General features: G+C 47.0%; 23 protein-coding genes. 7 read left to right on the top strand and 16 right to left on the bottom strand.

Annotated features, from left to right (window positions below; translation table 11 throughout):
* Positions 1-201: 201 nt before the first annotated feature.
* Complete coding sequence (locus tag IEX62_RS02225) at positions 202-909, bottom strand: DUF4241 domain-containing protein (protein ID WP_188773763.1); 708 nt, start codon at positions 907-909, stop codon at positions 202-204.
* A 532-nt stretch (positions 910-1441) separates the two neighbouring features.
* On the opposite strand from IEX62_RS02225, the gene IEX62_RS02220 reads away from it, so the two are divergent.
* Together IEX62_RS02220 and IEX62_RS02215 are read left to right on the top strand one after the other, a co-directional pair.
* Positions 1442-2164 carry a threonine/serine exporter family protein gene (locus IEX62_RS02220; protein ID WP_229685591.1) on the top strand — a complete coding sequence of 241 codons (723 nt, stop codon included), beginning with the start codon at positions 1442-1444 and terminating at the stop codon, positions 2162-2164.
* A gap of 38 nt (positions 2165-2202) precedes the next feature.
* Positions 2203-2625 carry a threonine/serine exporter family protein gene (locus IEX62_RS02215; protein ID WP_188773761.1) on the top strand — a complete coding sequence of 141 codons (423 nt, stop codon included), beginning with the start codon at positions 2203-2205 and terminating at the stop codon, positions 2623-2625.
* 519 nt (positions 2626-3144) lie between these two features.
* Here the strand turns inward: IEX62_RS02215 and IEX62_RS02210 are convergent.
* From IEX62_RS02210 to IEX62_RS02200, 3 genes are read right to left on the bottom strand one after another with little or no spacing between them, the layout of a single operon-like run.
* Positions 3145-3516 (bottom strand): immunity protein PIM1 family protein, encoded by a 372-nt coding sequence (locus tag IEX62_RS02210; RefSeq protein ID WP_188773760.1) that lies wholly within the window; start codon positions 3514-3516, stop codon positions 3145-3147.
* A 21-nt stretch (positions 3517-3537) separates the two neighbouring features.
* The gene (locus IEX62_RS02205; RefSeq protein ID WP_188773759.1) at positions 3538-4038 is read right to left on the bottom strand and encodes a hypothetical protein; all 501 of its coding nucleotides are present in this window, start codon (positions 4036-4038) and stop codon (positions 3538-3540) included.
* Positions 4038-5015: a DUF4261 domain-containing protein gene (locus tag IEX62_RS02200; protein WP_188773758.1), complete on the bottom strand. Its 978-nt coding sequence runs from the start codon at positions 5013-5015 to the stop codon at positions 4038-4040. The genes IEX62_RS02205 and IEX62_RS02200 overlap by 1 nt, the downstream gene beginning before the upstream one ends.
* 416 nt (positions 5016-5431) lie before the next feature.
* Here IEX62_RS02200 and IEX62_RS02195 point away from each other — a divergent pair, with 416 nt between their 5' ends.
* Positions 5432-5953, top strand: a complete 522-nt coding sequence (locus IEX62_RS02195) for a DinB family protein (RefSeq protein ID WP_188773757.1) — start codon at positions 5432-5434, stop codon at positions 5951-5953.
* A gap of 228 nt (positions 5954-6181) precedes the next feature.
* Here the strand turns inward: IEX62_RS02195 and IEX62_RS02190 are convergent, their stop codons facing one another.
* The gene (locus tag IEX62_RS02190; RefSeq protein ID WP_188773756.1) at positions 6182-6628 is read right to left on the bottom strand and encodes a hypothetical protein; all 447 of its coding nucleotides are present in this window, start codon (positions 6626-6628) and stop codon (positions 6182-6184) included.
* Positions 6629-6928: 300 nt separating this feature from the next.
* Between IEX62_RS02190 and IEX62_RS02185 the strand changes: the two genes are divergently transcribed.
* On the top strand, positions 6929-8017 hold the full coding sequence (locus tag IEX62_RS02185) for a M24 family metallopeptidase (RefSeq protein ID WP_188773755.1): 1089 nt from the start codon (positions 6929-6931) through the stop codon (positions 8015-8017).
* 274 nt (positions 8018-8291) lie between these two features.
* Here the strand turns inward: IEX62_RS02185 and IEX62_RS02180 are convergent, their stop codons facing one another.
* Positions 8292-9044, bottom strand: coding sequence for a queuosine precursor transporter (locus IEX62_RS02180; protein WP_188773754.1), 753 nt, complete (start codon positions 9042-9044; stop codon positions 8292-8294).
* A gap of 705 nt (positions 9045-9749) precedes the next feature.
* Here IEX62_RS02180 and IEX62_RS02175 point away from each other — a divergent pair.
* Positions 9750-11444: a methyl-accepting chemotaxis protein gene (locus IEX62_RS02175; protein WP_188773753.1), complete on the top strand. Its 1695-nt coding sequence runs from the start codon at positions 9750-9752 to the stop codon at positions 11442-11444.
* A 728-nt stretch (positions 11445-12172) separates the two neighbouring features.
* Here IEX62_RS02175 and IEX62_RS02170 read toward each other — a convergent pair.
* From IEX62_RS02170 to IEX62_RS02155, 4 genes are all read right to left on the bottom strand, one after another.
* Entirely contained in the window at positions 12173-13036 is an 864-nt protein-coding gene (locus IEX62_RS02170) for an ABC transporter ATP-binding protein (RefSeq protein ID WP_229685560.1), read from the bottom strand.
* A 127-nt stretch (positions 13037-13163) separates the two neighbouring features.
* Positions 13164-14207 (bottom strand): FecCD family ABC transporter permease, encoded by a 1044-nt coding sequence (locus tag IEX62_RS02165; RefSeq protein WP_188773752.1) that lies wholly within the window; start codon positions 14205-14207, stop codon positions 13164-13166.
* The gene (locus tag IEX62_RS02160; protein WP_188773751.1) at positions 14204-15232 is read right to left on the bottom strand and encodes an ABC transporter substrate-binding protein; all 1029 of its coding nucleotides are present in this window, start codon (positions 15230-15232) and stop codon (positions 14204-14206) included. Before IEX62_RS02160 ends, IEX62_RS02165 begins: the two co-directional genes overlap by 4 nt.
* Before the next feature lie 274 nt (positions 15233-15506).
* Positions 15507-15686 carry a hypothetical protein gene (locus tag IEX62_RS02155; protein ID WP_188773750.1) on the bottom strand — a complete coding sequence of 60 codons (180 nt, stop codon included), beginning with the start codon at positions 15684-15686 and terminating at the stop codon, positions 15507-15509.
* Positions 15687-15990: 304 nt separating this feature from the next.
* Here IEX62_RS02155 and lplA point away from each other — a divergent pair, with 304 nt between their 5' ends.
* Positions 15991-16992, top strand: coding sequence for a lipoate--protein ligase (gene lplA / locus IEX62_RS02150; RefSeq protein ID WP_188773749.1), 1002 nt, complete (start codon positions 15991-15993; stop codon positions 16990-16992).
* Between the two features lie 144 nt (positions 16993-17136).
* Positions 17137-17949 carry a Cof-type HAD-IIB family hydrolase gene (locus tag IEX62_RS02145; protein WP_188773748.1) on the top strand — a complete coding sequence of 271 codons (813 nt, stop codon included), beginning with the start codon at positions 17137-17139 and terminating at the stop codon, positions 17947-17949.
* Between the two features lie 514 nt (positions 17950-18463).
* Here the strand turns inward: IEX62_RS02145 and IEX62_RS02140 are convergent.
* From IEX62_RS02140 to IEX62_RS02115, 6 genes are all read right to left on the bottom strand, one after another.
* Positions 18464-19381, bottom strand: a complete 918-nt coding sequence (locus tag IEX62_RS02140; protein WP_188773747.1) for a response regulator — start codon at positions 19379-19381, stop codon at positions 18464-18466.
* A gap of 1 nt (position 19382) precedes the next feature.
* Positions 19383-20774 (bottom strand): ATP-binding protein, encoded by a 1392-nt coding sequence (locus IEX62_RS02135; protein WP_229685559.1) that lies wholly within the window; start codon positions 20772-20774, stop codon positions 19383-19385.
* 198 nt (positions 20775-20972) lie between these two features.
* Entirely contained in the window at positions 20973-21638 is a 666-nt protein-coding gene (locus tag IEX62_RS02130; protein ID WP_188773746.1) for an amino acid ABC transporter permease, read from the bottom strand.
* A 128-nt stretch (positions 21639-21766) separates the two neighbouring features.
* Positions 21767-22417, bottom strand: a complete 651-nt coding sequence (locus IEX62_RS02125; RefSeq protein ID WP_445376100.1) for an amino acid ABC transporter permease — start codon at positions 22415-22417, stop codon at positions 21767-21769.
* Between the two features lie 165 nt (positions 22418-22582).
* Complete coding sequence (locus IEX62_RS02120; RefSeq protein WP_188773744.1) at positions 22583-23428, bottom strand: glutamate ABC transporter substrate-binding protein; 846 nt, start codon at positions 23426-23428, stop codon at positions 22583-22585.
* A gap of 182 nt (positions 23429-23610) precedes the next feature.
* A complete protein-coding gene (locus IEX62_RS02115) occupies positions 23611-24339 on the bottom strand; it encodes an amino acid ABC transporter ATP-binding protein (RefSeq protein WP_188773743.1) in 729 nt (242 codons plus the stop codon).
* Positions 24340-24369 lie beyond the last annotated feature (30 nt).

Below are 24369 nucleotides of genomic sequence, written 5' to 3'. Positions count from 1 at the left end.
TTCATGATCTGACTACCTTACCTTCTATTCCCCATGCCAACCTACTCCTACACAGGTACAAGGCTTGCTTTATGTATTATTACACGGCAACAGCCGGATGAATCTACTCATCCAGCTGTTCCCCTCGTAGCACAGAACATGCCACACCTTTATGATGTACTCTTTATATTGACCATAATAGCTTAATATCTGCTACTCCTATTAATCAGGATACACATTAAAATCGGTAACCAGCTGTGCACAGCTTCCATCTGCTGCATAGCCAATGTAGCTATGATACACGCCGTTGCCGAAGCCACTTGAGAATATTGCCATATTATCGCCGGTTTCCAGCTCGGTCATAAGCCAGCTGCGGTTGGCACGAAAATTGTCCATTGCCGCCGTTTCCCAGGCGTCCATCAGCTCTTGTGCCAGCTCAGGATTGTCGAGTTCCTGCTGCTCTGCAAGCCAGCGATAGCCTCTGGCATCCAGATAGCTGCCTGTGCCAGAATCTACGGCAAATCCCCAGCGTGCTTGCTCGTACAGATTGTTCGGGTCTGCTTCAGGACTGAACTCGCGCTCTGCACCTTCCCAGCTTACTACCGGTGCATCGCTAAATATAATCCGTGCAAACGCTACGCGTTCATCTGCCGCCAGTCCGCGATCGGCTTGAGGATCAGTAATCCTTGCGATCGATAGCTCTACTCGAAAAGAGCCTGTAGGGAACTCCTGCACAAAAGGGGTCGATTCAATCAGGCTGTACGGATCATCTGCAACAATTTTGCCGGTGGTCACGCGCAGTTCTCCGATAGACTCGGTATAAAAAGCAAGATTTCGTCGTTGTCCTCTCCAGAATTTGACCTGTTCCAGGTGAAATCCTTCCTTGAACACATCCTCCAGTACCTTACTGTGATGTAATACCTTGTCCATCCTTCTTTCCTCCCTTAGCAGTAAAATTATAGCCATGCCGACAGAGCGGTAATTCGGAGGTCTTATATGAAGCGAACTGTGCTTATACTGGAGCATCGCTGCCAGCAACCACAGCGCTCACAGAGATCCTACCGATCCCACTATTGCGTGTGGTGAGGTCGAACGTATAGAGGTTGACGCTGATCATACCAGCCGCTGGATAGTAGATTAAATAACATTATACGCTTTCATACGCAAGAAGAAAGATTTTTTATTGCAAATTTCCAAAAATAGGACTTTGGCTTTGGGTTTTGTCTATATAATGTGAGAAAGCGTTGGGATTGGGCAACAGATTCCGTAGGTATACCTGCATTGATGTGCAATATTGTCTTGTTTGCTAGAGTTTCTGCAAAAGGATGTTTTTTGCAAAAGTTGATTTTAGGATTGAATGATTTTCATAGATCACGCATAATGTGAGAGATGAATGTTCAAGAGAGGATGGAGAAGAAGCTTGGAGCAACCGTCAACGTTCAGCCGGGCGATTAACGAGATTATGGATACGTGTATGCTGGCGGGGCAGATTATGCTGCAAAGTGGGGCGGAAACGTATCGTGTCGAGGATACGATGACCCGTATTGCCGTCGCTTCGGGGATGCCTGGAGCGCATAGCTATGTCACCCCAACCGCAATCATGTTCTCGACAACCGGTGCAGAGAGCGCACGGCTCGTACGAATCGATGAGCGCACAACCGATCTGCACAAAATTGCGCAGGTTAACGATATTTCACGGCGAATCAGCAGTGGTGAATTGACCGCTACGGAAGCCTACACTCTGCTCAAAGTCATTGAAGCAGGCCCACAGGAATACACCCCGTGGATGAAAATGATTGCCGCCGCGCTGGCGAGTGGCTGTTTTACGATTATGTTTCAAGGAAGCTGGTATGATTTTCTGCCTTCGGTGATAGCTGGATTTTTCGGATATACGACAATGCTGTATTTGCATAAATGGGTGCAGGTCAAATTTTTCGCCGAGCTGTCGGCTGCCTTTTGTATCGGCTTGCTTGCCTCGATTTTTACCGAGTTCCATATCGGGCGTGAGCTGGACAAAATTATTATCGGCTCGGTTATGCCGCTTGTTCCGGGGCTGCTCATTACGAATGCGATTCGTGATCTGATGGCAGGTCATCTGGTGTCCGGCATTTCCAAGGGCGCAGATGCCCTATTAACCGCCTTTGCGATTGGCGCGGGAGTCGCTATTATTTTAACATTTATGTAATCCAGCTTGTCTGGACAGAAAGGCAGGTTAATTCTGTTATGCTGGCTCAGCTTATTACCAGCTTTATCGCCTCTGTCGGCTTCGGTATTATTTTCAATGCACCACGCCGCTCCTTGCTGCAATGTGGCATCGCCGGAATGCTTGGCTGGATGGTGTATGTGCTGCTATATACCCATATTGATCCAATTGCGGCTACATTGATCGCTACGTTTATCGTAGGCGGGATTAGCCAGATTTTTGCACGCATCTACAAAACGCCCATTATTATTTTCAGCGTTGCGGGTGTAATTCCGCTCGTACCGGGTGGACTGGCTTACAATTCGATGCGTAATTTTGTAGAAAACGATTATGCCGCCGCTACTGCGCTTGCGGCTCAGGCAGCGATGCTGTCGGGTTCGATTGCACTGGGTTTGGTGCTATCGGAAGTGTTTAATCAAATGATACGCCGTGCTGCCCGATAATGGGTGCACGGCGTATTTGAATTGTTCTGTTTGGAGTTAAAAAAGATGTTTGTGGGTTTAAGCAACAGGCGAGTTTGTGATGGGCACACCGCTCTGGCAAGGAATAAGGGAACGTCCTTAGGTGGAGCCCAGGAATCTACGAATTAGGAGTGAAGGTAGATTCCCGGGCTCCAAAATCGTCCTTTTCCCTTATTTCCTTGCCCTCGCTCTGTGCTTATCGCAACATATCGTTTTGCTCAAGAGCAATAACATCTTTATAATCCAGGATGGATTGAAGTATATACTTCAAAATAAAATTGTAGAAGCATCCTCTGCGTTCACTTAATACGTTAAACTTTGTATCAACGTGAATTTAAAAATGCTTTAATCACATATAGAACGTTAATATTAATTAGTATTTTGGCATCTTAGCTTTATAGAAAGCCGCCTACTTACATCATTGTAATCATGCTAATTATATGAAGCATACTCACGATAAATAGCTTTATAATGTAAGCTTGTTAGTTGTCGCCAGCTTCGTCAAGCTGGCAAACGGCCTTCATTGTAACAGCTCGCTAGCCAGTTGACAAAGTCATCATTCAAGCCCAGCAGATGGGCGCTGAAGATGAGGTCGATGTCGTCGCTGACATAGGCGGCTAGATCGCCACTTCCCGAGGCTTTGATCGTTTCATCGAAGGCAAGGCGGCTCCATTCCTGTAGCTGATCTTGCTCGGCTGGGGTTAAGCCTTCTCGGCGCAGCTTTTGATAAGCATTAATCCAATCCGTATCAAAATCAGCTCCATCGCGGTAGTCGAGATAGGCAGCTTCATCGAGTTCTTCCCAGGTCATTGCAGATAATAGCTGTTGCTGTTGTAGCTTTTGTTGTAAAGAATTGATCACTGCATCTAGCATGTCTGCTTCTCCTTTACTCATTTAGCTTGGCTGGCTGCATGACAGCTTGAGCCACATATTGACCTCATCCCAGCCGATCACATACGCCTTGAGCATATAGCCGGGTGCGCGTGCTTCCGCTACAGGTGATCCATTACATTCGCGGTCGTCCAAAATGCCGTACGCATCACTGGGTAGACTGAGGATCGTTCCTTGCGGATAAAATACCTCTACGATGCCAGCCACCTGAGCTCCGATCGTAAAGCGCTGCTTGGTGTGCTCCCATGCTTTACGATACGGACGTGTCGCTATCGTCCATGCTTCCTCAAACTGTTCTGGTGTAATATCTCGTCCTTCTGCATCGTCCATACTTTGATCAAATACCTGATCAAACAGGCAAAAATGCAGCTCCTCATCTGGACGGCAGGAGACAATCCAGTGTCCTTCATCTTCTATGACCTGACGCAATACGGTGCGCTCATCATCGACTTCAAAATAATAGTTTTCCTGACTTTCCTCAAAGCGCAGCTTATAATATTCCATTACTCGACCTGATCCTGTCCAGCACTGGATGGATGGGATTGCTGATGACCAGCATAGTAGGTTTCGCCTGGATCAAGATCAAGCACAACGCGGCGCGGCATAACCAGCGCATATTGATGCTCCACACGCCAGCGCTGATTCTCATGCAGACCGATCGTTTCGCCATCTGCAATAATATCGCCCTGATGATACACATAATCGGCGACATTCATCAGAAATTGAGCAACCTCACCCGGCTCCATATCATAGAAATGGCACTGTACATCCGGTACGCCAAGCGCTGCCAGTCCACAGCTATCCATCACCATTTCCTTCCGCTCACTATCACCTGGAATCTGATACAGACGAATATTCAGGGCACCATAGAGCTGCTGATCCTGCTGAAGCGCCTGTAATAGCTCTGCTGAGGAAACCAGCTTATCACTTGCTTTGTAATATACGGCTTCACATGGAGCTACCTCCAAAATCGCTCGCAATACATTGTTGAAGAGCGGCAATCTGCGCTGTGGCGGCATGCCTCGTGCCATCATATCGGTCAGCATCAATTCATACTGGCACGCTTCGATCGTTCCTGCTGCTTCTGCCCAGTGCCACGATTGTTGGAGCGCCGTCTCATACATCTCGACTGTTGGTGTATCATTGACTGGCATCAATACCGTTTGTACAGGCATCGGGCCTTCCTGATAGTTCAGTGTATGATTCAGGTGGAAGAAATGGTAATGATCCTCATCCTCCTCATGTCCCGCTTCACTGCGCGCTTCCCATACGGCCAGTGTCTCCTCCGTATCCTCGGCTAAATCCTCAGAGGTACGAACAGGCCCTGTATATTCGATAATTTTGGCATATAAGGCTTCGCGATCAATAACAGGCTTTTCTTTATATAATAATTGCACCGTATAAATGGGAGCGTAGCCGTAATCCTCTTCCATTTCGCGTTGTTGTTCTGGGTCCGGTTGACCGGGTTGCATAGATGTCATCTTCTCATCAAGCTCCTTTCCTTTTCCAAACCGAATCGGGATGCTGCTGTCGTAAACATGCCAGCCATTCATCAAGTGTAAATGCTCATCCACTTCCCCTGTTATCGCTATAGTGAGCTTCATGGAGCAGACGATGATAGCAGGGATGGATCTGGCTTGCTGCTCTTTATTACCCTGTTTCATGACATTCTGAACGAGGCGTAATCTGGTACGTTATGTATCTCCCCGTTATCCTCGCGACACCTTCGATAGCTGTCCTGCTCCCAATTAGTGTATAATCTGGTATAGAAGCAGTTCAAGCTGCTTTCGTTTCAAAGGGAAGCTTAGCGGGGTACTCTGCAATTATAACCGCTTTGGGCTTCGATGCACAGTATCGCGCCTTTAGCAGGCAAACCACCATTTAAGGAGGTTTTGTTATGATTCATCCACATACTGTTACGATGCGCCAGCATATTTGTGACTTTATGGATTCACAGGACGAAACATTACTAAATGAACATGCCCGTGCCGGACAATGGAGTATGGCACAGGTGCTTGAGCATCTTTACCTGATGGAGACAGCCATTACAACACGCATGGGCACAGTGCTACAGCAAAATGAGCCTACATCACCGCCACTGTCTCAGCATAGCGATGTTCCTTCTTTCCGTCTGACACCGGATCGCTCGCGCCGAATTGAAGCGCCCACCGACCTTGTGCCTGCGGATAAGCATATGACGCGGCAAGAGCTGCATACTCGTCTGTCACGCTCACGCTCGCATCTGAATCAGCTTGTGCAGAGTAGTGATCCCCAGCAGCTACAGCAGAAGACGATGAACCACCCTGTCTTCGGCTCGATGACGCTGGAGGAATGGGTAGAGTTTATCGGACTGCATGAACAGCGTCATCTGGAGCAAATGAAAGAAATTCAGTCTGCACTAAAGGCGGCTCACGGTTAAAAATGAGTGCCCTGTAGATCGAGTGTACAATATTTTATTTGCAAAAGACGGCTTCTAGTTTTCTGGTTCTAGCTGTCCGCCTCAGCATAATAGCTGGGTAGATCATCTGCTTCATCCACGCCGCTTATTCCTATGTACAGGGATGGGCGGCTTTTTATAATCAAGCTTCTATTGATATGAAGATAAGCCATGGCAACGGCTAGATAGCCTCGCAGCCTCCGCTCTGTTCTATTGTGCTTCTACCATTCGATATTGATAGCTGGAAGCAAGTATTTCGATATGACTGTCATAACCTGCAATCACATAATGCTTCAATTGAAGTCGTCCTCTCGGATCATATAGCGACTGCTTTTCCGCCAGCCACTCGGATGCCTCTACTTCATAGATTCCCGGATTAGGATGATAGCCATGCTGCTGCCAAAATGCATCTGTATCATCTGCACCTTCCGCTAGCTCGATCACATGCTCTACATGCTCAAATATATTTATTGTTATACAACGTAGCTCGGCAACAGTCTGGAAGATCAGCTCCAGCTCACGATAACGCTCCTGCTGCCAATCCTCTCTCGTCTGCACATCCAATCGAATCGTTACGCCACCTGATTCCGTATAGCTTGCCATCAGATCGGTGGTCGATATGTAAAAGTCTACTTTTTCCGGTACTAGCTTGAGCACGGTATTTCTTACCTCCTTTTACAAACATGCTTCCTTTGCTTCAAATACATATCTGTACCCTAAAACGTATCTGTAAACTATGTTCGAGAACGAACGCCGTATCTCCTTCTGCATCCATCGATATGTCGCTTGAGCTGCCTGCTACTCCACATGTTGGTAAGCTGCTCTGATCTATCCCTCATGACCGACTGACTTTTCCTGAGCCACATTAACCGCTACAATAGACAAAGTGAGCATAAGGACTTCATACGGGTATGTTTGGTATGAGGATTATTTTATAACGACAAGGAGCTGTAACTTATGGACGACAGAATCGCCACACTGCGTGGATTGATGAAGCAAGCCGGGCTGGACAGCCTGCTAATTACCGATCCCAAGCATGTATACTATTTGAGCGGCTTCGCCAGTGATCCGCACGAGCGCTTTCTAGGCTTGTTTATTCCAGAAGGCAATGAGCCTTTTATTTTGCTGCCTGCACTCGATGCCGATAAGGCACGTAGTGTATCGATCATTCAGCGCATTGAAACGCATATGGATACCGATAATCCGTATGTGCGCCTGCAACAATGTATCGGCAGCAAAGTCGGTAAGCTGGGCGTGGAAAAGGAGCATTTATCGGTGGCACGCTTTGAACAGCTGGCTGAGGTGCTGCAAGCGGAAGCCTATCATGATATTACAAGCATGCTGAATAGTATGCGTTCACGCAAATCACCAGAAGAGGTGGAGCGTATGCGTCTATCGATTCAAAAGATCGAGGAAGTGCTGCGCCGTGGTATCTCCAGTCTGAAAATCGGTATGACCGAGCTGGATCTCGTAGCTGAGCTGGAATACCAGATGAAGAAGGTCGGTGCAGAAAAACCAGCCTTTGATACGATGGTATTGTCTGGCCCGAATACTGCACTACCACATGGCGTACCTGGTGAGCGCAAGCTGCAAGCTGGCGAGCTGGTCATGTTCGATCTGGGTCTATTTTATAATGGGTATGCTTCGGATATTACCCGTACGTTTGCACTCGGTGATATCGATGAGGAAACGTCTCGTGTGTATCATACGGTGCTCGCTGCAAATGAAGCGGCCATTCAAGCGACTCGTCCGGGCGTAACCTTTGCCTCGATCGACAAAGCGGCACGCGATGTGATTACGGAAGCCGGCTATGGACAATACTTCATCCACCGTCTTGGACATGGACTGGGCATGGATACGCACGAATATCCATCGGTTCATGGCGGAAATGAGAACCTGCTGGAATCGGGCGTACTGTTCACCGTGGAGCCAGGCATTTACGTTCCGGGTCATTGCGGCGTTCGTATTGAGGACGATGTGATCGTTACCGATCAGGGTGTAGATGTGCTATCCTCGTTCCCGAAAGAGCTGACAGTTATCGGCTAAATTAAAGCCAAGCGAGCTATGCTTTGTAACGCTAGCAAGGCTAACAATCTATGCTTTATTTTATAGTGTAGATTCGTATACAAGACCGAAGCATTCTTTGCTCTTTTTTATACAATATCTATTACAGTCCATAAGCCTGCTTCTATATTCAAGAAGCGTGCTTCGATGCTGTAAATAAAAAACCAAGCGATGGATACGCATATGCTGCGTATCCATCGCTTGGTTTGTTTTGAATAGCTATTGCGCTACCCGTCCGGTGAAAATGCTCAGCCAATCAAGTCCATTCTCGCTCTGCTTCACTATGCGCGGAGCCATGGCGCAGCAATAAGGGCTGATCCTCTGCCGGAGCCTTAAAGGTACGCGCCCAGTACAGGAACGGCGTGCCTGCTGCTGTCAAAATGAACTTTAAAATATAGGTCGTAAACAGAATCTGTAGCCAGACCGACCAATCATAAATGCCGAGAAATGCAATCGTACAAAAGATCAGTGTATCGACAAATGAGCTGATCATTGTACTACCATTATTGCGAATCCATAGCTGCTCTGGCTTCGGAAATGAACGACGCAGCCAGCGATACAGACGTACATCGAGCAGCTGACTGACCAGATACGCGGTCAGGCTCGCAATCAGTAAAATCGAGACCTGTCCAAAAATAAGCTCCAGTGCGCTCTGCGCATCTGCTGAAATATCCACGCCAGGTGCCACCTCAAATTGCAGCGCCATCTGCATTACAATCGTCGTAATAATCAATGTGAGAAAGCCAAACCATACCGCACGACGAGCGACCTGTGGTCCAAATCGTTCATTCAGCAGATCACTTGCCAGATACATACTCACATATAGCGTATTACCGAGCGTGGTCACGACACCGACAAGCTCAATCGTTTTGATCACCTGAATATTCGCCAGAATCGCTGCAATCGCAATCCAGCCATAGATCCCTTTAATTCCAAATAGACGATAGCATAGAACAAATAATGTATACGTAACAAGAACGAATAAAATACCCCACCATAGGTTAAACACACCAATTTCCCCCTAGTTTTGATAACGCGGGATGGTTACGAACCGCGAAACATGCTGAAAACTGTTTTACTTTATCACAGGAATACCGACTCCACAACCCCAATTTGTGTCTAAATACCCTGTTTTGCTGTCAAAAGTATCCTTTTTTAAGCGTTTCAAACTGAATGAGCTAGCGAAACGGAGCCGTCCCATCATGCTTCATTTGCAATTAAACATTTGTTTTAAAGGTAGTGTCGTCTAATCACCTATAAATTGTAAAGCAAAATACGATGTTAGCTATATGTTAAATATTATAGATTTTTTCACGAAAATGCTGTTGTTTTTCAGATTTTTTTGTATTTTTATCATTTTATCGACTCAAAGAACTATTCAAACAACGGTCAATTGATATAATATAGATAATCATTTAAGTCTTTTTACTTAGTTCATTAAGCATGTATAAAGCCTGGTTTTGCATATTTACTGCTACTAACAGATTATATGTTTCCGGAAGCTTGAAGGGAGTCGGATGTTTTATTGACAAAATAAGCCTAAAGTCGCTAAGACCGGCTTTTGTTACATTAGATCCTTAATCGGATAATTTATTTCACTGCTCACGTCACTTATTTTAACGTATGTAAACTGTGTTTGAATCAAAGACAGGATGAACTGGCATATTTACATCTTAGATCTCGCATCGTGTCAAGTACAGGAAGGGGATTATGTATGTTTCGAATGAATCAATCGATTAGCCGTAAGATCATGGTTACTTTTGCTCTCCTTATTATTGTAGTTTGTCTTGTAATGAGTACGTTCTTCTATTTTATGACCCGTGGAGTGGTCAATGACAATGTGGTACCTCAATTCCGTCAGGTGCTAAGTATCGCAATGGATGGGATTTTAAAAGGAATCGATAATACACAGGTAATGCAGGCTGCACAGGGAAATACAGGCGAAATTATGAAGCTGGAAACGTATCTTAATGATCAGTTGAATACGTATGAGCTGGATAATCTGTATGTGCTTCGTGTCGATAAGGATAAGGCAGTCGTTGCTGCTACCTCCAACAAATCGAAGAATTTCAAGGATGGTCAGGAAGTAGAGCTGAGCGATAATATCAACATCGCGATGGACAAAGGTAAATTGCTCACTGACCTCTACTCGACTGAAAATGGCGCACATGTGACCTATTATTATCGTATTCCAGGCAGCTCTGTTCTCGTAGCAGCAAGCATGGATGCAAGCTTTGTTGGCGGCATTATAACGAACCTGATCGTAACTACAATCATCGTAGCCATCGCGTCGGTTGCAGTATGTCTGTTCGTCGCTTATCGTTTTAGTCGTAAAATCACCCTGCCACTCGCACGTCTTGTACGTCATACCCGTCTTGTTGCCGAGGGGAATCTGCAACAGGATATCAAGATGCAGGGCAGCGACGAGATCGCTCAGCTGGCACGCGGTTTCCGATTGATGACTGAGAATCTGCGCATGATGGTAAATCATGTGATCGATAGCTCGGACAAAGTTCTATTCGGTACAGAAGCGCTTAGCAAACGGATCACCAAAATGCAGGGCATGGTCGATCAATCCGTTAACTCGATCACTACGATCAAGGACGGAAGTACAATGATCGCCACTTCTTCAACGGAAAATGCACGTGCAATGGAAGAAATCACTAACGGTATTCAGCATATCGCTTCCTCGACTGCGGATATCTCAGAGCAGCTGGGACAAGCCTCCGATCACGCGGTATCCGGTAACGGTATGGCACAGCATGCGATTCAGCAAATGAATTCGGTTGAAATGGTTGTATCCGACACACGCGAATCGGTTCAAATGCTCATTAATCGTTCGGAATCGATCAGTCAGATTCTATTGTCCATCGGCGAGATCACCAAGCAGATTCAAATGCTGTCGCTGAATGCATCGATTGAAGCGGCTCGTGCTGGTGAGCATGGACGCGGCTTTGCGGTCGTAGCGGCTGAGGTTCGCAATCTGGCAGATCAATCACGCGGAGCTGCTCAGCAGATCGAATCAGCATTGCAATCCATTCGTGAGGAATCGCTCAAATCTACTGAATCGATGAATCGTGTTAGCGAGGAAGTCCAATCCGGTACACAGCTCGTGCAGCAGGCAGGTCAGTCATTTGATCAGCTCGTTGAGCTGGTACAGCAGGTGAACATGACGGTACAATCGGCTTCAGCAGCTACGCAGCAGATTTCAGCAGGGTCTGAGGAAGTGAGTGCTTCGGTAGATGAAACGGCTGAAATTACGCAGAAGGCATTGGATAATATTCAAGGGATTGCGAAGAATACGGATCGTCAATCATCGGAGATGTTTGCTTATGCGGCGATTATGGAAGAGTTGAATGAACAGGCTCGGTCGTTGCAGGATGCGGTTAGTAAGTTTACGCTTAAATAGAGTGCGGGGTTAGTGAGATTGAGCTGCTTAATAGAGTCTATTGGATAGAGTATTGGGTGGGCAGCAACCACTTCGGGAAGGAATAAGGGGACGGACTCAGTGGAGCCGCGGGAATCTACGGATTAGGAATGACTTGTAGATTCCCGCCCCTCCAAAGCTGTAAGATATTTTGCTTCGCAAAAATCACTTTTTATTGCACCTCATGTTAGGAGATCGCTAACACTGTAAATCGTCCTTTCCCCTTATTTCCTTCCCTTCGTTCTGTGCGGTTTATCTCGTATCTCGTATCTCGTATCTCGTATCTCGTATCTCGTATCTCAACAAATTGTGATACGAAACTTATCATTCAGATCAACCTATCAAGATTAATCAAAAAAGTGAGTATTACATCATTCGAGCAAAAAATGCCGTCCCCTCGCCTTTGGAGGGGACGGCATTTTTTATTGATAGCATTATAATCATCTAAGGTGCATTCACTTTATTGAAATATGGAAGATCGCACTATTAAAGATTAAATCATAGACACCTGATCCTTGTTCGATCGTTGGTTGAATATTATGAATGAATATCGCAGTTAAATAACAGTAGAGCAGTATTCATTTTAGCGGCGAGACAATTGCATATTCATTTGATGCTGTGTCTACTTCCTTTTAGGGAGCTGATCTTGATCTGGAATACCTGCTTACAGGATTTAAGCAGCAGTAGTAAGTATGCTGTTTTAGTGCATCTCAACGTCGTTTTAATAACAGCTGGGGGACATCGATATCGGGATGATGGACGATTGCGGGGCGGATTCGAAAGAGTTGTTTTAGGACGGACTCTTCCATTAATTGCTCCGGGGTTCCCTGCATCATGATTTGGCCTTCTTGTAGGGCTAGTAATCGATCGCAATAGCGGGCGGCGAGGTTGAGGTCGTGTAGTACGGCGATGACGGTGATGTTGCTTTCTCTGCGCCATGTATCTAGCCATTCCATAAAATGCACCTGATAAGCGATATCAAGATAGGTGGTTGGTTCATCTAGTAGGAGTAGCTTGGGCTGCTGTGCCATGACTTTACCGAATGCTACACGTTGGCGTTGTCCTCCGCTCAGCTGATCCAATGGGCGATCGGCAAGCTCCTTTAGATCGAGTCGTTCCATGATCTCGTCTAGCAATTGATCCGCTGTAGCTAGCTGGTCGTGACCGAGCCAGTTTTGATAAGGATAGCGTCCCATCGCTAGCACTTCTTTGACCGGGTAGTGTAATGGTGCCAGTCCTTCCTGTCCCAGCACTGCTGTATGCTGTGCAAGCTCACGGCGGCTGTAGGTATGGAGTGGACGCTGTTGCAAAAAGATTTCGCCCTGCTGGGCATGCTCTGTGCCGGCTAGTAGCTGCAATAACGTCGTTTTGCCGCTACCATTGGGGCCGACAATGCCCCAGCATTCGCCAGGCTGTACCGACCAGTTGATCTCATGCAGGACGGTCTGCTCGCCATAGCGCTTCGTCAGTTCTTTTAGCTGGAGGACAGGATGACGATGACCAGCAGATGTAGACGAATGATCGTATGGATTGGATGGGGTGGTACTTCGTTTCTTCCACTTTGACAGCATCATTCCACCTCCAGTGCGTATAGGTATATTGAACTTTTTTCATTTTTCTACTACTTATTTGATATTGCAATGTAATTTTGAATGTTTGCTTGGTGCATTTTATAGTGAAATTAGCTGAGGAGCAGCACCGTCACATCATATCGGGCTGTTTCTTTTTGCTGCGATGTAATAAATAAGCAAAGAACGGCGCTCCCACAAAAGCGGTCACCACACCAAGTGGAATTTCCGTAGGTGCCAGCACGGTACGTGCCGCTGTGTCTGCCCACATGAGAAAGATGCCTCCGCCGATGGCCGATAGTGGAATCAATAATCGATAATCGGGTCCCAGTAGCAAGCGAATCATATGTGGAACGACCAGGCCGACAAAGGCGACTACACCGGATACAGATACCGCTGCTGCTGTAATTAAGGTAGCGATGATCAGTACAACCGTCTTCGTGCGATCAACATGAACTCCCAGATGCGCGGCCTCCCTTTCGCCCAGTGACAGCACATTCATCGCACGCGCCTGACTCCAGAGTAGCACGATACCGATCACCACATAGGGCAGCATTGCCAGTACATAGGGCCAGCCACGCAGACTCAGGCTACCCATCGTCCAGAAAATAATCTCATTCACACTGCCTTCTGACATCGATGCTAGAAACGATACAATCGCTCCGAGAAATGACTGCATCACTACACCCGATAAAATCAAGCTTCCCGTTGGAATTCTGCCCTGCTCTCGCGCCAGTGCCAATACGATATATAACGTAATCGCTCCACTGACAAAAGCAATTAATGGCAGCGTCCAGCCGCCAAATAACGAATATTGATATCCGGTAAAAATCAGTACCGCCGCTCCGACAGAGGAGCCCGATGACACCCCTAATGTAAAAGGATCAGCAAGTGGATTACGCAGCACTCCTTGAAAAGCCGCTCCTGCCAGCCCCAGTGCTGCTCCTACGAGCAGTGCCAGCATCACACGTGGCAGGCGAATATTCAGCATAATCTGCTCTGCTGCTTCACTCCAATCCGGTGTAATCCAGCGCTGCATACCGGGAATATGATGCAGCAAAATACGCGTAATCTGACCGCCCGGAATATATACCGAACCGATTCCTGTATTCAATACCACACTAATGACCAGCAAAATGAGAAATAGCAGCAACGGCCATACGTGTTGACGACTCATTGCTTGAATAGATTCGGATAGATCGCATGAGCAATCTCGACCAGACCATCCGTAACACGTGGACCCGGACGGCTCACCAGATCGTCATCCAAGCCGAACAGTTGATTATTTTGAATCGCTTTGATCTTATTCCAGCCACTACGAGCGCGAATAATCTGATCGAGCGTCTGATTGGTTGTTGCATCCATCGATTGTTTAGAATACAGGATCACATCAGGATCAGCGGCAACGATTGCTTCTTCATTGATCTCATGCCAGCCTGTCGTATTGCCTGCAATATTCGTGCCACCGGCAAGGGTGATCATCTCATCCATGAATTCGCCTTTCCCCACTGTCCAGCCGGGAGAAAACTCAATATAGACTTTTTTCTTCTGCTCTGGTGTTAGCGATGCTACCGCATCCGTCACACTTTTCACCTGTTCACGCATATGATCGGTCACTTGCTTGGCTTCTGCCTGACGATTCGTAATTTTGCCATACAGCTCGATATTACTTATCACATCATCAATCGTTTTTGGCGTTGTTTTGAAAATAGGAATGCCCGCAGCACGCAGCTCCTTTACCAGCGCTTCGCTGGACGAAATACCAGTGAACACCACATCTGGACGCAAAGCTACAACCGCCTCCACATCTGGCTTACTCACACCGCCGATGCGCGCTTTGCTTTTTACGCCTTCAGGATAATTGTCATACTCGGATACACCAACAATCTGTTGATCCAGTCCTAGCGCGAATAGGGCTTCTGTCTCCGCTGGAGAGATGGATACGATGCGTTTAGGCTGTTCTTTGAATGTAAAGTCATAGCCTGTTGCGTCCTTAATCGTGAGTGGATATGTAGTCTGCTCGCCAGCCGAGCTTGTTGCATTGGAGGATGAGCTAGTATTGCTCGACTCTGTGCTTTCGGTAGCAGGCTGCTGTGTTGTCGGCGCTGGCTGTGTTGGAGCGCATGCGGCAAGTAACACGGATAGCATAGCTGCCATAACGATTGAGGACAACCAGCGTAGTTGGGAAGAATTGAAGTTCATTATACAGTCTCCTTTTGCGGCATCTCTGCCATTATTCAGTACCTTCGGTCAACACGAATACAATCCCTCTGATTATAGGGCATAATAATCGTAGCTACAATTGCCTTTATAGATAGGAGTATACTGCACGACAAAATCCCCTCCAACCGTCAGCATGCTCCTCATCCTGGAATGAGTGACATTCGTTGCTGAGCTGGAGGGGATTCCACCTTGTATGATAAAGCTATATGGTGATGCACCTGCTGCGCCCCATGTATTGCATATTGTGTTTCGATCAGGTGATACGGTTCTCCTGATCTTTCATCCGATTTTGCTGATCCGGCTGGTTCTGATCGGACACTCCCTGTTCCAGATCAGGCGCATGCTCCTTACCTTCTACAAACTTTTTCATATCCTGATTGTGCTCGTTCTTCTCCTGCTTACTTTTCAGCAATTCTCGTGCTTGATCATTCATGATGTTTTGCCTCCTTTTGCAAGCGTTAGTTGTTATTACCCTTCCCTTTTTCCTATAAAACGACATTATGGATGGAAATGGAATTTATCTCTACAGACGGTGATAGTATGATACTGTCATTTTGCAACATTCAATTGGTTTTACTGACGGTTTCGTTTACAATAAGTAAGAAGGCTATGCGCCTGTATGCTTCCATTTCTAGTGTTAGCGATTTCCTAACACGGGGTTCAATGAAAGAGTGATTTTTGCGAAAGCAAAATATCTTACTTTTTGTACAAGGTAAATAATACTGGAGGAACGCCCTATGCTCTTTATCGATAATCAGGGGATTAATGACCCGACCATCAATCTGGCAATAGAAGAATTCGTACTCAAGCATCTGCCAATGGATGATAGCTACCTGCTCTTTTATATTAATGAGCCATCCATCATTATCGGCAAGCATCAAAATACGATCGAAGAGATCAATACCGAATATGTAAAAGCAAATCACATTCATGTCGTGCGTCGTCTATCTGGCGGCGGTGCAGTGTATCACGATCATGGTAATCTGAATTTCAGCTTCCTGACCAAGGATGACGGACAGTCCTTCCACAACTTCCGCAAATTCACGCAGCCTGTTGTTGAGGCATTGCAGCAGCTTGGCGTAGATGCCGATCTGTCTGGACGCAATGATCTACAGGTCGGTGAGCGTAAAATCTCTGGTAATGCACAGTTCTCCACGCGCGGACGTATGTTCAGCCACGGTACACTTATGTTCGATTCGGAGCTGGACAATGTGCAATCTGCACTCAAGGTGAACCCGGAAAAGTTCAAATCCAAAAGCACCAAGTCTGTACGCAGCCGCGTAGCGAATATATCCGAATTCCTCAAAGAGCCGCTGAGCATGCAGCAGTTCCGCGACGAGATTCTGCGTCATATTTTCGGCGTAGAGCCAGCCGATGTGCCTCAATATGTGTTGACTGAAGAAGACTGGAACAAAATTCACGAAATCTCAGCAGAACGCTATCGTAACTGGGATTGGAACTATGGTCAATCGCCAGCATCCAACATTAAGCACACACGTAAGTTCCCGGTGGGTATCATCGATATTCGTATGGATATTAAGGATGGTCACATTCAGGAGATCAAAATTTACGGCGACTTTTTCGGTATTGGCGATGTTGCAGATATCGAGGATCGTCTGCGTGGTAAGCGCTATGAGGAGATTAGCGTGCGCGAAGCGATGAGCGGCGTGGACATCAAGCATTATTTTGGCAATATTGAGCTGGACGAATTTATCGGACTGGTACTGCTGGAAGACTAAGCTGCAAAGGACAGCTCAAGCATGGAAAGCTCAAATCCGTTCCCTGTACGATTGTCTATCTTCCCTTTTACCACCGCTAAACAATCATAGCTTCAACCCTTTTCATATAGATAAAATCAACTGGATAGAAGGAGAGTACCCCTAATGTATAAACTGATTGCGATTGATATCGATGACACTCTGATCAATGACGACAAGGAAGTCACCCCTGCGACACAGCAAGCACTGGAGCAAGCTGTAGCGAAAGGAACTGTAGTCACACTCGCAACGGGACGTGCGTATGCATCCGCTCAAGCGATTGCTCGCCAAACGGGTCTGAATGTGCCGATCATTACGTATCAAGGTGCACTCGTCAAAAACCTGATGGACGAAAAGGTGCTGTATGAGCGTTATGTTCCAGTCGAAGCTGCACGCAAGCTGCATGACTACTGCATCGAGCATAACCTGCATCTGCAAACGTATATCGATGACAAGCTATATGCTCGCGAGCTGAACCAGCATCTGATCGACTACACGACGCTCAACCGTACCCAATACTATATCGAGCCTGACTTCGCTAAGCTGATGGAGCTGCCAACACCCAAAATGCTGATCATCGACGATCCTGCTTTCCTGGATGAGCTGCAACCGATCCTGCGCGAGCTGCTTGGCGATAGCGTACACATTACCAAATCCAAGCCAGAATTCCTGGAAATCATGCACAAAGAAGGCACTAAAGGTGCTGCACTCACATTCCTGGCTAACCACTTTGGCTGCGATCTGAAAGACACTATCGCTGTCGGCGATTCCTGGAACGATCACGAAATGCTGGAAGCCGCAGGTCTTGGTGTCGCAATGGGGAACGCCATCGAACCACTCAAAGCGATCGCTAACTATATCACAGCTAGCAACAATGAAGATGGCGTCAAAGAAGTGATCGAAAAGTTCATCCTGAACCCAGAAGAAGCTTCTGTTTAATTCCATCCGGCTTCATTATGATTCGGTAAAAAAGAATCGCTTCTGGCATTAGCCATACTGAAAAGCACCTTGCCAGCGAGTATAGGATCATCTCCTTTATTTAAGGGACAGATCATCCTATACTCGTTGCAAGGTGCTTTTTGATACATGCTTTTTGATACATGCTTTTTGATACATGCTTTTTGATACATGCTTTTTGATACATGCTTTTTGATACATACTTCTAGGTGCGTACTTCTACGCACGTGTTTCTAAATACTTTAGAACATTCCTCTATATAAGTTCAATATTATACAGTAAAGAAGCATTAAACCTTTGATTGGGATGGATTTTCACGTTTTCTGAGCCTGAGAATTCATTCTGCATCCTAATCTATCGATTCACAGATTCTACCTGCGCTCATTCCTTATTTCTTATTCCTTACCGACATGATCACACTAGCTCCAGTATATAACTAAGCTTATGAAATTAAACTCATAAACCTAAATCCATGCCTGCAAAGCCATCACTACGCTCAAGCACTCTGCATCTGATCCAGCGCCTCCAAATACAGCACCTGCAAAAACTTCTTAATGCTCACCTTGCTTTTGCCATCATCGCGCTCTTCATCAATCTCTTTCATTTTCGCCCGAATATCCTCAAAATCAAAATACAGTGGCGCATAATGCTCGAACTTCGGATTTCCGTAATCCGTCAAACCAATCGAAGCCAGATGCGTCAGTGCTGTCGTGACTGTACGGCGAATACGCTGCTCAATTGCTTTGGCTTCCTTGTCAATCTCACGCGGCGTGCTTTTGTACCCTGCCGCTACCCCTTCATACAGCTGCTTGAGTGGTGGAAAAGGGCCGCTTTGCCCATTTTCCAGCAGTAGCTCCATAATTGCCGTAATATCGTTACAGCCTGCTTCGCCCACAATGCCAAGATTCATATAAATAGGACGAACCACTTCGCTCACACTGCGCGGCTTTACCGAAGCTGTTGCCTGACGATCGGCTGATAACAGATTGAGCGTATCCAGCTTGGACAGCGAGGACTTGAGTTCATTCAGATACTGCCGAATCTCGGAATGCTCACTTACACGCGATAACACCGATTCGACCTCGATTCGATTAATCGGCTTACGGATGAAAAATTCAATCCCCGACTGGTATGCCTCCCCGACCATTTCTTGATTTTCAATCTGCGAGATCATCACGTATTTCCCATTGAAGCCCTGTCGCTTGAGCTGTACAATCGTTTCCAGCCCATCCTGATCGGGCATCAGCCAATCGATCAGCACGACATCCGGGCGTGTTTCCATAATGATCCGTGCGCCCTCTTCGCCACCGCGTGCCGTTCCCGTGACTTCCCCCAGGCGGCTCTCCTGAATAATATTTTCCAGCATCGCTCGTGTTGCCGGATCATCGTCCACAATACAAAAAGTCAATCCCATACTACTCCCCCTTTTTTAGCGCTCCAGTTGGTAGCTTTACCCGAAAAATCGTTGTCCACGGCGCATTTTGCTCATCAGAGTACAGCTTGATCGTGCCGCCAAGTGAGGAAATAATATCATGTACATGCGACAGTCCAATACCAGTCGCCGCACTGCCACCCTCGCCGAACTTGGTTGTAAAGCCAGGCTCAAAGATCGTCTCTCGATTTTTGGCTGGAATCCCTTTTCCTGAGTCGGATACCGTAATGACCGTCCAGCGTGCCTCCTGTTCGATTCGTAGCTCAATCGAACCACTCGGACCGAGCGCTTCAATCGCATTGGCAAGCAGATTATTCAGCAAGGTAAGAAGCGGAATATAATCTGAGGTGACAAAGTCATCGTCCAGATAGGCGCTGATCACCGCCTGCTTTTTCAGCATCACCGCGTATTTACGGTTGCCACGAATGGCATAATCCATAATTTCGGACATCGCCAGCATCGTTTGCGCTTCCTGATCGAATAGCTTGAGCAGTCCAGCCGCTACACGCTGCGAGTCCTTTTTCACCTCGTGTATTTCCTGGGTAATACCGAGCTGACGCTGGCTGAATTCCTTCAGTTCTGCGCGCTTTAGATCCATATAGAGCCGATAGCTGCTGCTCGTTACACGCTCAATCGTATCCATCGACTTGCGCAAATAAAACACTTCGCCATACAGCCCCGAGTTCACCGATAGCATCTGTTCCATCCGCTTATTCTGCTCCTGCGATAGCGCTCGAATCTGACTGACCGCAATACTGCTGTACAATCCAGTTACGAAAAATCCACGTAACGCAGCCACCAGCGCAATATAGCCCCATGTCGCGGGATTGGAAATATCCGAGCCATTAAGCAGCCAGCGTGATACCATTTCCACCGTATTGGAGCTAAAATCAATACAGGTCGCCACCACACCAAGCAACAGCAGATGCATCCGCTCAATCTGACCTTGAATAAGCGACATGCCCAACGCGAAGGTAAGATAATACAGACCACCCGAGGTATGCACCTGTAAGCTACTCCATATGCCAAAGCTATCCGGTGCGAACACGTAATCCAGCACCATACGAAAAACAATTACCGTCACCGCCGTATACAAGCCTGTGCGAATATACGGAAGTCGGGACATTAACAACAAAAACAACAAAAAAGCACTGCCACCAAGTCCAATGCGAAACAGATCACCCGGCACCGGATTAATTTTGAATTCCCCTGCAACAGCTGTACCAAGCGCCACAACAAGCATCTGTATTTTTTCGTTTCTGAACAGAGCAGGCATCCGCCCTTCAGCCTCCTTGCGGCGGAAGCGGGCGACAGGCTTCCGGAATGTGGAAAGCACGACACTCGCCGATTTTTGAAATTGTTTATATGTTACCATAAAATGTCCCTCTCATGCGGTTTTGATCGCAAAAATACAATGCCCTTCTGTTAACACCTTGCCCCTCTGTACAACAAAAGCCGGCCTCCTTCCGGAAACCGGCCTTCTGCCATCGTTCTTCACATGATCACCTACTCGCTTCATGCCATGTATACTCACCAGCAGCATTCGGTGGTCGATCAATATCAATAGAGAGGATCAGGCAGTTCTGGTCTCCAGGCGTCTAGAGATCAGGGATAATGTATAATTTACAACAAAATAGATCATGGCGACAAGTAACAAAATCGGAATCGAATAGTTCGGACTTTGACCGATAATAATCTGTGCATTATGCATCAGCTCTGCCAGTGCAACGATAACCGCCAGTGACGTATCCTTGAGTAGTGAGATAAACTGACTCACCAGTGGGGGTACCATCCGGCGCAGGCCCTGTGGCAGTACGATATGCCATAATGCCTGAATCGAGCCAAGACCAGACGAGCGTGCGGCTTCGACCTGTCCCTTCGGAATCGACTTCAGACCGGCACGTACGACCTCCGAGATCATCGCCGCTTCAAACAGTGTCAGTGCAATGATCGCACCTGCTGGAACGGTAAACTTGAACTGCAAGCCGAACACATTGATTTGCGGAATCGCAAACTGCACGAAAAAGATAATCAGCAGCAGCGGCAGATTCCTTAGCACTTCCACGATCACCGCCAGAATCTGTGAAACGACAGGCACCTGCATATAACGAATGACTCCAATAATACAGCCGATCACAAAGCTCAGCAGAATCGCCCAGAAAGCGATGTATAATGTCATTTTCAGCCCTTCCATCAGAAAGCGCAAATTATCAGCTGAATAAGCTCCTGCAAAATCCATAATACTCCTCCTTCTTTCTGTGTCCTCATTCCGGTTGCTCGGTAGCTGGAGCACTATTCATCAGCACGATCAGTACAAATACTTCACAGATAGCAATGATCGGAGAAAATAGCCTCCTATGTTGCGAGTTATGAGCTTTTCGCCAGTCGACGCTCCAGCACATGAGAACCGTAGCTCATCGGCAAAGTCAGCACGAGATAGAACAAGCCAGCAAATACATACGCACTCACCGTTGCATAGCTATCCCCATTGACCTTATCCGCAAAGTACATCAGATCCAGACCTGCAACGACAGTCAGCACAGAGGAGTTTTTGATCAGGTTAATAAATTGGTTACTCAGCGGCGGAATGACGAGCTTGATCGCCTGCGGTAAAACGACATGTAGCATCGCCTGTACATAGGTCATGCCTGACGAACGTGCCGCTTCCATTTGCCCCTTAGGTACAGAGAGAATACCTGCACGAATCGCTTCCGCAATAAAAGCAGCCGTATAGATCGTCAACCCAACGGTTCCTGCTTGAAATCCATCCAGTCGCATGCCAAATGTCGGCAAAGCATACCAGAAAAAGAATACGATGAGCAGCAGCGGTATATTTCGTACAAATTCAACATATGCTGTACCGATCCATTGCAGCGGCTTCACACCTGTAATTCGGAATACCGCTAGAATCGAACCCAGCACAAAGCTCCCAATCAGCGCCAGCACACTTGCCAGAATCGTATTCAGAAAACCTTCGATATAATAGGGGAAATAATTAACTAGAATCGAAAAATCGATCATCCAGCATCCCTCCTTCAGCTTTACTTCGGACTCGTATCCTATAGATTGTTTTCGCTTTAACGTCTGTTTCGGTTAGGAATGAAAAAGATGGGCACAACTGGCCCACCTTTTCTCATCAACTGGTCTACCAGCGCCAGATCGCTTCGATGTTGAAGCGGTCAATTATTTGCTTTCAGGCTCTTTACCGATCCATTTTTTGTACAACTCATTGTACGAACCGTCTGCCTTCATATCGGTCAGACCTTTATTGATCGCTTCCACGAGTGCGGTTTGACCTTTTTTCACAGCAATGCCGTAAGGCTCATCTGTAAATGGTTTTCCAACCACCTCATAGTTCGGGTCCTGTGCAGCCATACCGTACAGAATTGCATCATCCGTAGTCAGCGCATCACCCTGACCTGCCTTGAGTGCGTTGAAAGCATCCTGGTAGTTATCATATTCAAGCACCTTCACGTTAGGCACCTTTTCTTCAATATTTTTGATCGAGGTTGCACCTTTTGCTGCCAGAATCGTTGTATCTGCTGTTACGTCCTCAATACCTTTGATTGGGCTGCCCTTTTTCACAAGCAGCGATTGACCCGCCTGGAAATAGACATCTGAGAAGTCGACTTCCTTTTTACGCTCATCTGTAATCGTCATGGTCGCGATAACCATATCGATATCGCCATTGTTCAGCATAGGGATACGTGTTTTGGAAGTAACCTCTTTCAGCTCCACCTTACTTTCGTCGCCCAGAATACTTTTAGCGAGCGCATGTGCCATATCCACGTCAAACCCTTCGACATTACCGCTCGACGGGTCTTTTAAACCAAACAGCTTTGTATCGTACTTCACACCTACGATTAGCTTGCCACGTTGCTTGATCTGATCTAGCTGTGAGCTGGCACTATCCGTTCCACCTGCACCATTGCTTGCGCTTGGAGCGGTTGTCGTGCTACATGCTCCAAGCACGGTTACCAGTGCGATCATACATACGAGCAGTAATGAAAATCTCTTTTTGTTCATCATCGTAGTTCCCCTTTTCATTTGGAATTTTGTTTTAGGATGACGACCACTCCGGGAAGGAATAAGGGGACGGACTCTCGTCTCGCACAGGAATCTACGGAGTAAGAGTAAAATGTAGATTCCCGTGCTCAAAAATCATCCTTTCCTCTTATTCCTTCCCTCCGTTCTGTGCATCACTATATCATTTAATGATTGAGCAAGCGGCTTAAAAATAGCTGAGCGCGCTCTTCGCGTGGGGCAGAGAAGAATTGTTCGGGTGGTGCTTCTTCGATGATTTTACCTTGATCCATAAAGACGACGCGGTCGGCTACCTCACGGGCGAAGCCCATTTCGTGGGTGACGACGACCATGGTCATGCCTTCGCGAGCGAGTGTTTTCATAACGTCGAGTACCTCGCCGACCATTTCCGGGTCGAGTGCGGAGGTGGGTTCGTCAAATAGCATAATTTGTGGCTTCATTGCCAGTCCGCGTGCGATCGCAACGCGCTGCTGTTGTCCACCGGAGAGCTGGGATGGATAGGATTGTGCTTTGTCAGCAATACCGACCTTTTCCAGATAGTGCATGGCGGTTTGATGGGCTTCGGATTTGGAGACACCGAGCGCTTTGATTGGAGCAAGGGTGATATTGTCGATGACCTTTTTGTGCGGGTATAGATTGAAATGCTGAAACACCATGCCGATATTGCGACGTAGCTTGTTCAGATCGGTTTTGCGATCATCGACGCGAACTCCGTTGACCGTAAGCTGACCACTGCTCGTTTCTTCCAAACGATTGATACAGCGGAGCATCGTACTTTTTCCCGAACCGGAGGGACCAAGCACAACCACCACCTCGCCTGGTTTGACATGGAGATTGATTCCAGTTAACACCTGAAAATTACCATAAAATTTGTTAACTTCATGGAAGGTTATCATCCTACTCCTCCTTTCATATGTACAAAATAG

This window comes from Paenibacillus hunanensis, from assembly GCF_014645615.1.
GTDB lineage: Bacteria > Bacillota > Bacilli > Paenibacillales > Paenibacillaceae > Saccharibacillus > Saccharibacillus hunanensis.
Note: the sequence above shows the minus strand (reverse complement) of the source record. Positions and strands in the feature narration are given on the sequence as shown.